The following is an 11,566-nucleotide window of genomic DNA, read 5'->3' on the forward strand; positions in this document are numbered from 1 at the left end:
GGAAAGTGAAAAATACTTTTATTAAAACAATAAGGTAGCACTTTTTAAGCACTACCCAAAGTTTCTACATCCCAGCAGCTTGAAGTTTTGCTTGTTCCAATACATCTTCTACTGCTTTTGGTTCTTTGGTTGGCGGATACCCATGTTTCCTGAGAACCTTCTTAATGTATAATCGCATTCTTGCTTGGGCCTGTACTTTTTTATCCCAATCATGTGTACGATGTTTTCTAACTGTTTCTACTAAATCTTTGGCAATCGCGATTAGCTTTTTATCTTCCATTAATTTTTTAATCTCTGGATCAGCACCGAGGACATCAAAAAATGCCTTTTCTTCATATGATAAGCCGAGGTGTTTTCCTTGTTCAATTGCTTCTTCCAATTCATTTTTGAACTTAATTAACTCCTCGAATACTTCTAATACATCCATATCATCGGTTCGATTATGATATTGTTCAACAATTTTTTCAAAGCGTTCAGAAAAACTTCTGCTCACTGCTAAGTTCGTCTTCTTAACACTACTTAACTTTTGTTTCATAACACGCATTAAGATACTAGTTGCGATATTTTTTTGTGGCATTGCTTGTAATTTCGCAATATTTTCTTCATTCAAAAGATCAAAACTCTCCGATGATGTTGCTTCAGTTAAAACTAAAACCTCATCACTCAATACTGCTTCTTCCAACATTTTAGAAATCCGTTCATTGATTTCTTTTAAATCAGGCGTACCAGTTTTCGTTGTCTTCATAATAAAAGAACGAATAGCGATAAAATAGGAAATTTCATCTTTTTGATCTTGGGTTAAAAGTCCTGTACAAATTTTATAGACATCTTTTAATCTTTTAGTCTCGTGCATAAACAAAGTCTTTCTTTTTTCTGTTGCTTGGGCAAATTCAGCACCGTTACGAATCGTATCATAACGTTTTTTATCACTATTTCCAAAAAATCCACTATAGTCAAATTTATGGAACATATTTCTAAGAACTTCTAATATATTTAAAGCTAAAATTCGTGCTTCTTCGTTTTCTTGGACATTGTCTTGGTCACGTTTTGTATAGGTTTTTAAAGCTTCCATTAAGTTTCGTTTTAAACCAATATAGTCAACAATAAGTCCACCTGTTTTACCTGGATAAACTCGATTTACTCTCGCAATCGCTTGCATTAAATTGTGAGCTTTCATTGGTTTATCTATATACATCGTATCAAGAGCAGGGACATCAAAACCTGTTAGCCACATATCAACTACAATGACAATTTTAAACGGACTATTCACATCTTTAAATTCTTTTTCCCGTTCTTTTCGTGTCTGTTTATTTCCAACTAATTTTGCTAATTCTTCTGGGTCTTGATTATTTTCAGTCATTACAATTTTCACTTTATCTTCCCAGTCCGGACGTTGCCGCATTATCTCTTGATACATCTTATAAGCAGTCTTTCGTGAATAGGCAACAATCATTGCTTTTCCGGCAACGAGATTTTTTCGGTCTTCATAATGTTCGATAATATCCGCAACAATTTGACGGATTCGGTCTGTATCACCAATTATTTGTTCCATCCGGCTCAAACGTTTTTGACTTTCTTCAACCGTGTAAGATTCGACTCCTTCATTGACTTGCATATTCCAATATTCACGGTCAATTTCATTCATCTTCTCTTCATCGAGTTTTACTTTTGCAATCCGTGACTCATAATAAATTTTAACAGTCGCACCATCTTGAACCGCTTGTGTCATATCATAGACATCGATAATATCGCCAAAAAGGCCAGTAGTTGATTTATCTGTTGTCTCAATCGGTGTACCTGTAAATGCAATAAATGTAGCATTTGGTAGGGATCCCCGTAAATATTTGGCATACCCATATTTTTGCTCTCCAGTTTCAAGGTCATACTTTGCATCTACACCGTATTGTGAACGATGGGCTTCATCCACCATGACGATAATATTTTTCCGGTCCGATAACAGACCTGTCTCTTCTTCAAACTTTTGGATCGTTGAAAAAATTATCCCGCCCGTTTTTCGATTTTCTAGTAGCTCTTTAATATGGCTTCGGCTCTCGGCTTGTAAAGGGGTTTGCCGTAAAAATTCACTCGCACCACTGAACGTACCAAACAATTGACCATCTAAGTCATTCCGATCTGTAATGACAACGATAGTTGGATTTTTTAAAATTGGACTCTTAATCAAATTTCCGGTCAAGAAAACCATTGAATAACTTTTTCCGCTACCTTGCGTATGCCAAATAACACCGGCCCGGCCATCGGTTGCCACTGCACGAATGGTGGAGTCAAGAGCTTTTTTCATCCCGTAATATTGGTGATAAGCTGCCATAATTTTTGCTTCATTTGTAAATACAGTAAAATTACGAATCAAGTCCAACATTCGTCCCTGATTGAACGACCCGTACATTAGCGTATCAAGTTCACGATTTTCAATGACTTCATCATGGATATCAATTTTCTTCCACGCCGAAAAGCGATCAAAAGGTGCTGTGATGGTGCCGGCTTTCGCCTTGACACCATCCGTAATTATAAGAAATGCATTGTAGAAAAAAAGAGACGGAATATGGACGTTCATGTAATTCTTTAACTGTTTATAGGCATCTTCAATATTTACTTCTTCCCGGGATGTACTTTTAAGTTCCATCACAACAAGGGGCATACCATTCACAAATAAAACGAGATCGGGGATTTTCTTTGTATCCCGTTCAACCACTTCTAATTGATTGACTAAAAGGAAATCATTATTTTCCGGGAGCTCCCAATCAATGAGACGAATGCGATGATACACCGTTTCTCCTTCAATGAACTCGGCAATTTCCACATTTTCCGTTAAATATTGATGGAAAACTTTATTATTCGTAAACACATCATTCGTATCGAAATGGCGCAGTTTAAGCATTACTTGTTGAAGAACATCGTTTGAAATATCCGGATTCAGTTTGGTTATCGCTTGTTCCAATCGGTCCAAAAGCAGGACCTCCCGCTCATCCCTCTGAAGCCGATGGGCAGGGAGATAATGATACCCAAGCTCTTGAAAATATTCGATCACCGTATTTTCTAATTGCTCTTCTGTAAACATGACTCCACCACCTCTTCAGCTTCTGGAACACAGATCTCCCCGGACATGAGTTTGGGGAGGAGAGTGTCTCGTAATTCTCCTAAATATCTTGACTCAATACCGGTATTCACAATCTTTTCAATAATAGGATCAAATAAATTATTGAATTCATTAATTAATTCTATTGGAGGAACTGCGACAAGAGATTCTTTTAAATGTGACCTTTTTATATGACCCATTGTTGTTGCTCTATCTGCTGCTATTCTAATAAATCTGTCTAAATAAAACATCGTCCAGTAATAATAGAACCATTTAGGATAAATTTCAGATGTTACTTTAAATAAATGTTGATTTAATCCCGCATTTCCACCCATCCATATTTTTACAAGTAATGTTCCTGACCATGAGAAAATAATATCACCGTCATAAACTTTTACTTCTTCATCTATTTTACAACTACAACGATCACTATTTTCATCAGTAAATCCTTGATTCAATTCTTTTATTTTTAAAACAGGCAATGACTCTTCTCCATCTAAAGGACGGTATTTTTGCATGGCTAGGCCATTTTTATAATGTGCGATTTGATCTAAAGATTTTACTCCCCATCCTTCTGGAATCGTCCCTAATTCACTGTCAACAAACTTCCCGCCACTTGATTTATATGGTTCTCCCTTTTCATTTGGAAACTCGAACTCGACAAACCAATGTTTAAAAATGGCTTGGGCGATTTGTTCTAAAGTTTGGTTAGTCTCGTTATTAAGTTGAATTTTATTATCCAAAGATGATAATAATTTAGTAATTCGATCTTGTGTATCCAAGGGAGGTAATTTTACACTAACATTCTCAAAAGTTTTTCTTGTAATGGTATCAAACACAGACCCATGACTTTTATTTTTTAACTCTCTGACAACAAATTTCATTAAATAATACAAAAAGTCATTTGTAGTTTTTTCATTTGCTTTTAACCCATAACAAGATTGATTAAAGGCCATATCCTTTTGTAACTGTGCTACTTCGCCTATAGTCCCTCTCGCAGAGATAATTATATCGCCCTTATTTAATATTTTAGTAGAACTATTTTCCAATCCTTTTTTAGTAATTGTCTTTTCTGTCTCAGATACATATCTCTTATCCCCTGCAAAATCTTTTACAGATAACCAAGGAATATCTCCACCCCAATATTCCGGAACACCTGTTTTTGGAGTGCCTCCACCAATAATAGTCATTAAATCAGAAAGTTTATATTCTTTCCAGATACTACAACTCAAATCCTATCCCCCCCAAGCTGTTTTCGAATTTCCTCTTCCAACTCCCGAGACTTTCTAAATTGCTCAGCAAGGGTGGATGTCAGACGTTCCATTTTTTCTTCAAATGGTTCACTGTCATCTTCATCTTCTTCGATACCGACATAACGGCCCGGTGTTAAGATATAATCATGTTCGCGGATTTCATCAATACTTGCTGATTTGCAGAATCCTTGAATATCTTCGTAGTTTTCACCATTTTGCCAGTTAAGATAAGTGTCTGCGATTTTTCGAATCTCGTCTGTTGTTAGTTCTCTTAAGCGGCGGTTTACCAATTTGCCGAGTTTCCGACCATCAATAAAGAGAGTCTTACCTTTATTTTTCTTATTACGATTTAAAATCCAGATACAAACTGGAATTCCCGTTGTATAGAATAATTTATCAGGCAATGCGACAATAGTATCGACAAAATCGGCATTTAATATATTTTTTCTAATTTCTCCTTCATTAGATGTGTTTGATGACAAAGATCCGTTAGCCAGAACTACTGCAGCTTTTCCATTCTGACCTAACTTATCAAGCATATGTGAAAGCCATGCATAGTTGGCATTTCCTGCCGGTGGAGTACCAAATTTCCAACGTGGATCATCGACAAGTCTTGGTTGACCCCAATCACTTGCGTTAAAAGGCGGATTCGCTAAAATATAGTCCGCTTTTAATGTTGGGTGTAAATCTTCGTGGAAGGTGTCCGCATTTTTCGGACCTAAATTACTTTCAATGCCACGAATAGCCAAGTTCATTTTTGCCAGTTTCCATGTTGTCGGGTTCGATTCTTGTCCATAAACGGAAACATCTAAGCGGTTTCCCGAATGTTCTTCAACGAATTTTAATGACTGAACAAACATCCCGCCGCTACCACAACATGGGTCATAAACATATCCTTTAAACGGTTGGATCATTTCAACCATTAACGTAACAACACTTTTTGGCGTATAGAATTCTCCGCCACCTTTTCCTTCACTTTCCGCAAATTTTCCAAGAAAGTATTCATATACCCGACCTAATACATCTTTTTCACGCGCACCATTACCACCTACATCTATATTTGAAAATAAATCAATAATTTCACCAAGGATTCGTTTATCTAATTCAGGACGGGAATAATTTTTAGGAAGCACACCTTTTAGTGTCGGGTTTTCTTTTTCAATTAAGTCTAATGCGTTATCAATAATCTGGCCAATTTCAGGTTGTTTTGAACGCTCTGCAATATAGTTCCAACGCGCCTCTTCCGGAACCCAGAATACACCTTCCGCATAATAAGCATCCCGATCTTCGGCAAAATCCGGATCGATTTCCATTAATTCATTCCATTTTTCTTGGAACGTATCCGATACATATTTTAGAAAGATAAGTCCTAAAACAACATGTTTGTATTCCGCTGCATCCATATTGCTTCGTAACTTATCAGCAGCTGACCATAACTTTTCCTCAAAACCAATTGTAGCCATTTATCTCTATCTCCTTAGCGTTTGTTATTTGTATATAGTTCTATTATACCAATTTATATTGAGAATCTCATAGAAAGATTAAATACAAAGTTGTAATGCAAAATTAAAGTACACATTAAAAAATATGACAAAGAAGACTTGGTTTGATTGTCTTCTTAATACAAAAGTCCATACATCATGATTTTATAAGTATTCAAAAGTCATCTTTGATTCATTTCCATATTGCTACCCCCTCCCTAATTCGACTGATTCTCATCCCTCGTTTAATCTTGTTACATAGAGTTGATTGACTCTAAATAACAACGAAAGAGGTGAGAAAATGACCAACGAATCGAAAATACAAACAAAGGCGGGGATTATGATGAAAAACAAATATTCAAAGGGGCCATACTGGAAATTTAAAGATCATCTTAGTGAAGAAAGTAAAAATGTAGTATTTTATCATCTTTTAACAATCATTGAGGAGGAAAATCCAAAATTACTTGAGGAGGTGGAGCATTTGGTTGATAGAAACTTAGTCAAAGATGAGCTAATTGAAAGTATTAGCTATCTCTTTAAGCTCCATGATGTGGATGAAAAGTTCAAAAACGATTTGTTAAATGCGATAAATCAATACTTTGAAACTTACCATAATGTAAAAGGAGATATAGTATTCTATTCTAAATAATTCGTTTAATTAATAGAGAATCCCTCATATAGGATTTATTATTGTCCTTATGAGGGATTACTTTAAATCTATTAAATATACAATGTGTCCTGCAAAATTAACATATACCTCATCTACCTTGATTGAAGTTACACGTTCAATAAGCTGTAAGGATTCATCAGCATCTAGAATAGTCTCCTGACCATTTTTACCAACAATTTTTATGTTCAATAAACCTTCTGTTGTATTTTTACCTTGCAGAAGCTCAATTTCAACTTCCCGATTTTTTTGCTTATAATAATAATCTTCTAGTTCCGCAATAAGAGCAAACTCATCAAGGTCATGTACAGTGCCAATATTACGTGAAATCTCCTCCATAATTTCCCCCTCATTCTATTATTTTTACATTTTCCAATTAACTAATAGCTACCGAGAACTAAATCCGTTCCAATTTGTTATCCAGGTGGTTTTTATTATTTCATATATGTTCTATTTTTCAACATGTCCATAAATTACCATTACATATAAATATGATTCTAATTATAATATATATATTATCTTTTATTTAATCTTTTTCTTTTTTTCTATCACGAGATAGAAATTATCGTTGCTGCAAATGCGGTAAAACTAGGAACAAATAATTTGTTCGCGTCTGGAAACTAAGGCTAACTATACCTTAGCTTAGTATGTTTGAAAAATGTAAATACATGATCGTAAGAACCATTCTTAAAAGTCGATAATCAGCCAATGAGGTCTGTATAAGACTAGTGTAACAACTCAACTACTAGAGTTTGTTTACCTATGTCCTTATACAGACCTTTTTTGTTTAAAAATGTAGGAGTTTTACTAATAACTGAATTACTTGGGAATGTGGAGGATGGCAAAAATCGGTCATCCTCTTTGTTGTACATCGTATCCAGAATCTATGAAGACCTTAAGTAGATGGACGGATTGTAAGGTTAATGGAATTGCAGGCAGCCATTTAAATTCAAGAGCCGATCGCTTCCTGAGGCGGTTTAAAAATATCCGGATCGTTTTATTGAGTGGTGCACTAAACGATACAAATTGCACTTAGCAACAACAACTTATGTTACCTGTTTAATACAGGAAATTGCTATGTCGATGGAAGAAAAAATCATCCACCTGCGATTGTAGGTTTCGACATTCGTACTTAATCACTAACAAATAAATAGACTGAGATAGATTTTAAAGATTACTTATATTCAAATGGCTTTAAACAAGATTTGACATGAATTAGACCTGAAATCAGTCATTTTGTCAATGGGTAAAGTATGCACTTTTTTAAAAAATATTTTTTGGAGGCTAATAAAATGAATATTCATACAGAAATTTTAGAAATAAACGTGAATGAAATTAGGGAACACAAGCACAACTCTTTACTATTTTCAAAGCTTAACGACGAATTATACATCGATTTGAAAGAGAACATTAGGTTACATGGGATTTTACAGCCATTATTATTAACTGAAGATTTTACCATAATATGCGGTCATAATCGTTGGAATATTGCAAAGGAACTTAGATATTCTAAGGTACCATGTAAAATCGTTCATGGTAGCCAAACCGAAATACTAGAATTAATGATTTCCGATAATTCATTAAGACGTGGTATGGAAAAAAACATCTTAAAGTTAATTGAACAAGCTTACCAGTTGTCCCAAATTGAGACAGTACGTGAAGGAGCAATTTCAATGGGGATAAAAAAATCAAAATTTGAACGGTTAAAAAAATTATATAACTTAATTGATGAATTTAAGGATTTACTAGTAGATAAAACGTTAACATTTGGAGCCGGATATGAACTGGCAACAAAAGATGCAGAAACACAGATGAGGTACTATCAAAAACTACGAAACCTCACTAAAATTTGTGAGAATGACGTTAAAAATATAGAGAATTCCCAAGAACTATATAAATCATCATGGAATTATTTAAAAAAGAAAGTTCAAAAGCAAAACAAAAAATATTTATCAGATATAAGAACTTTACTTGATCACCTTAATGACAAGAGTAAAAACGATGCACAAAATTATATAAATCTATTAACAGCAATATTGACGGAAAATGAAAAGGAGGAAAACTAAAATATGTCACACAAACGAAATTGGGAACTGAATACGAAACAACAAGCGATTTTTAATAATCTTTGGAATCAAGTGATAGCCATTTTTAATTATACGAATCATCAACAAGGCTTTCGCGGAATAGAGCGATATAGGAATGGTTTAAGGGCTTTTTGTAAGCACCTTGCCATACATTACCGACCAAAGAACTTCAGAAATATTCAAGATAAGCATCTCATCAGTTTTATTGAAGAATCTGTCGCAGCAAACGTAGATATTACAACACTGAAGACTGACCTATCTGCAATAAGGAAACTTCATAAGCTCACCCCTAAAACGAGGTATAAGCTGACAGTTGGGAATGATCTATTAGGTGTGGCAAAAAGAACAAAAAAAGTAATAGAGCGTGCTTGGTCCGAAAATGAGTACCATGCTGCTATAAACCTTGCTTTATCAATGAATAGAAACGATGTTGTATGGGCCCTAAAGCTTGCTAGGTATTGCGGTGTTCGTTTAGAAGAATGCACCGCTTTAACTAAAACTCAGCTTAAAGAAGCCTTACATCATGACTTCTTGTCTTTAAAAAATACGAAAAATGGGATATTACGAGATATCCCACTTAATCAGAAAGCTAGATTGATAATTTCAAGCATCCTAAAAGAAGCTATTTCAGAACGGTTCTTTGTTTATCACGGTCGCAACCATCAACAAGCAAAAAAGAGTATTCAAAATTGGATTATTAACAATCGATCTAAGTTTGCAGAGCAGGTTGATAATTGGCATAATCAATTAAATGATACAACTTACCGTTCCAAATTAACATTCCACGGCCTACGCCATGCATTTGCCAGAGAAAGATACCAAGATTTTATTAGAAAAGGTTTTTCTCCACAAACATCCCGTAAAATGGTGGCAGAACAAATGGGGCATGGGCGGGATGATGTAACGTTGATTTATCTTGGATCAGTTATTACTAATGTAGATAATGAATGATTTTATTCCCCCTCTAATGAGGGGGGACATTCCTACAAATAATACTCGGATGACTTATTGTTTAAATAAGTTAATACAGTAAAAACCTAAATGATTTAATTATTAAAACCATCAAAAATTGTAGACTCAAAAACATTTAAAATAAAATATTATGTAGTCGGTACTAATTCATCAATTAATCTCTCGTACCAAATAACACCATCACAAATACGATTCTCGTCTACTAAGTGAATCTTGATATTTGAATAAGAATTCAAACGTAATCTTTCTTGGTAATACCTTAGTAATTGATGTTTTGTTCGATTATCAGTTTGGAAATGAAATATGTGCAATCTTTTATTTTCTGTTTCGACCAAACTTCTAAACATTCCATTAATATGACCATCATCTCCATTAAATCCATAACCAATTACACAAACTACATCCGACTCTTTAAAATAATCATAAAGATCTACATATTTCCGAGACATACTAACAGAAGTTAGCGGCTTTACACCACTTTGGGTAAACATAAAAGGTACAAGAATTCTTCCTTCTCTCTCTTCGTCAGTAGGATTTGATAGAATTTCATTTTTATATGGATCATAGAATTCATTAACACCACCATTTAAATGGAAAATAGGTGTTTCTTCTATTTCTGTGCCAGATATCACTTGATGTACAAAATTGTTGTAGTTGGTTGTCCCAATTGCTTTTAAATTAAAACGCTCGCCTAAATTAATTAAATCATGATAATAACCAGGCCCATTTATTAATTTTGCTTCATCAACAGTAACATAATCTTTTATATATCTTCTAACAGTATGAAGGAATATAGCTATTCGACTAAATTTAGCCCAATGTGCCTTGGGATTGTATAGATATCTAAAATGACTATCAATTAATGCCTGATAGTCCATCGCTTGACAATAAATTTCCTCTAAAATGCTACGCCCCAATTCTCTAAATATAGTAAGTCCATCTGAGTTTTCGTCTATTTCAATGGGTAAATCATCAATAACGATTTCCATCCCTGTTTGACCTACATCCTTATAATTTAAAGTGAATATGCCCGATAAATCATCAAACACACTTAATCCATCTGGCGCAGCAGTAAACAACTCTTCGTTTAATTGTGAAACTAGGTTTTGACCTAGTGCACCTATTAATAGTTCCAAGAATGCACGTACTATTCTTTTTATTTGTCGATCATTGGGATGTTTTTCTAATAAACGTAAAAATGCAGAAAAATAATCAGATTCAAATAAAGGTACACTAGAAGTAAGTTTATCATTTAATCTAATTACTTGATTGTATCTCATATCTCCTAATTGTTCATCTGTTTTCTCTGCAAACTTCTCACGAATCACTGTCTCTTTAACCTTCCAGTTACTTAAAAGTTTAGAAACTTTTATATCGAAATTATTGAGATATTCTAGAATATTACTTTTTCTATTTTCTAAACTAGACGCTATAAGCCCTTCAAATTCACCCTTACCAAAAACATTTAACCTTTTACTTGCATAATTTTCTGGGAGCCATTGACTCGCAATTTGAGACATCGGATTAATTTCTTTTATTTGTCTTCTAAATGATTCTTTATCTTCTTCATTTGAAATTCTAAAAATTTCTAATGCAAACTTTCCTCCAGACGGTAATCCATAACCGATTTCTGCACCTGCACCAAAAAATACTGATATTGCTGGTAATTCCAAGACTTTACCCCCTTAAAAAAATCACTCTTCTATTATTTTACAATAATAGTCAAAAATGCACAAAAACTCAGTAAAGATACAAGGTTATAAGTATAACCAAGAATGAAATAATGGTATTAATCACTTTACTATTATTAACTTAGTGCTATGTTACTGGTATCATTTACAAAATTAATATTTCAACAATGATTTTTCCTTAGTTTATAAAAAAATATAAACTAAAAAAATTACTTGATATCAAAAGCTAGAATTTATCGTTCCTGCTTTGGCAGTAAAACAAGTGGTTATTAACATGGTTTGTTAAACAAAAAAATTTTAAACGTAAAGAATAAGTGCACA

8 protein-coding genes are annotated in these 11,566 nt (G+C 33.9%); 3 read left to right on the forward strand and 5 right to left on the reverse strand.

The window, feature by feature from the left end; all coding sequences use genetic code 11:
* Positions 1 to 64: 64 nt before the first annotated feature.
* From OEV82_RS15205 to OEV82_RS15215, 3 genes are read right to left on the reverse strand one after another with little or no spacing between them, the layout of a single operon-like run.
* Positions 65 to 3,076 (reverse strand): type I restriction endonuclease subunit R, encoded by a 3,012-nt coding sequence (locus tag OEV82_RS15205; RefSeq protein ID WP_263062348.1) that lies wholly within the window; start codon positions 3,074 to 3,076, stop codon positions 65 to 67.
* Positions 3,055 to 4,326 (reverse strand): restriction endonuclease subunit S, encoded by a 1,272-nt coding sequence (locus OEV82_RS15210; protein WP_263062349.1) that lies wholly within the window; start codon positions 4,324 to 4,326, stop codon positions 3,055 to 3,057. The genes OEV82_RS15205 and OEV82_RS15210 overlap by 22 nt, the downstream gene beginning before the upstream one ends.
* Positions 4,323 to 5,810, reverse strand: coding sequence for a class I SAM-dependent DNA methyltransferase (locus tag OEV82_RS15215; RefSeq protein ID WP_263062350.1), 1,488 nt, complete (start codon positions 5,808 to 5,810; stop codon positions 4,323 to 4,325). Before OEV82_RS15215 ends, OEV82_RS15210 begins: the two co-directional genes overlap by 4 nt.
* Positions 5,811 to 6,171: 361 nt before the next feature.
* Here OEV82_RS15215 and OEV82_RS15220 point away from each other — a divergent pair, with 361 nt between their 5' ends.
* Positions 6,172 to 6,477, forward strand: coding sequence for a hypothetical protein (locus tag OEV82_RS15220; protein ID WP_263062351.1), 306 nt, complete (start codon positions 6,172 to 6,174; stop codon positions 6,475 to 6,477).
* 57 nt (positions 6,478 to 6,534) lie between these two features.
* On the opposite strand, the gene OEV82_RS15225 is transcribed toward OEV82_RS15220, so the two are convergent.
* Positions 6,535 to 6,834, reverse strand: a complete 300-nt coding sequence (locus OEV82_RS15225) for a hypothetical protein (RefSeq protein ID WP_263062352.1) — start codon at positions 6,832 to 6,834, stop codon at positions 6,535 to 6,537.
* A gap of 953 nt (positions 6,835 to 7,787) precedes the next feature.
* Here OEV82_RS15225 and OEV82_RS15230 point away from each other — a divergent pair.
* The gene (locus tag OEV82_RS15230; RefSeq protein WP_263062353.1) at positions 7,788 to 8,561 is read left to right on the forward strand and encodes a ParB/RepB/Spo0J family partition protein; all 774 of its coding nucleotides are present in this window, start codon (positions 7,788 to 7,790) and stop codon (positions 8,559 to 8,561) included.
* Positions 8,562 to 8,564: 3 nt separating this feature from the next.
* Positions 8,565 to 9,533, forward strand: coding sequence for a tyrosine-type recombinase/integrase (locus tag OEV82_RS15235; RefSeq protein ID WP_263062354.1), 969 nt, complete (start codon positions 8,565 to 8,567; stop codon positions 9,531 to 9,533).
* A 149-nt stretch (positions 9,534 to 9,682) separates the two neighbouring features.
* On the opposite strand, the gene OEV82_RS15240 is transcribed toward OEV82_RS15235, so the two are convergent.
* Positions 9,683 to 11,227, reverse strand: coding sequence for a hypothetical protein (locus OEV82_RS15240; protein WP_263062355.1), 1,545 nt, complete (start codon positions 11,225 to 11,227; stop codon positions 9,683 to 9,685).
* Positions 11,228 to 11,566: the final 339 nt, after the last annotated feature.

Origin of the sequence: Pallidibacillus thermolactis, assembly GCF_025660415.1 — a bacterium.
In the GTDB taxonomy this organism is placed as follows: Bacteria; Bacillota; Bacilli; order Bacillales; family Caldibacillaceae; genus Pallidibacillus; species Pallidibacillus thermolactis.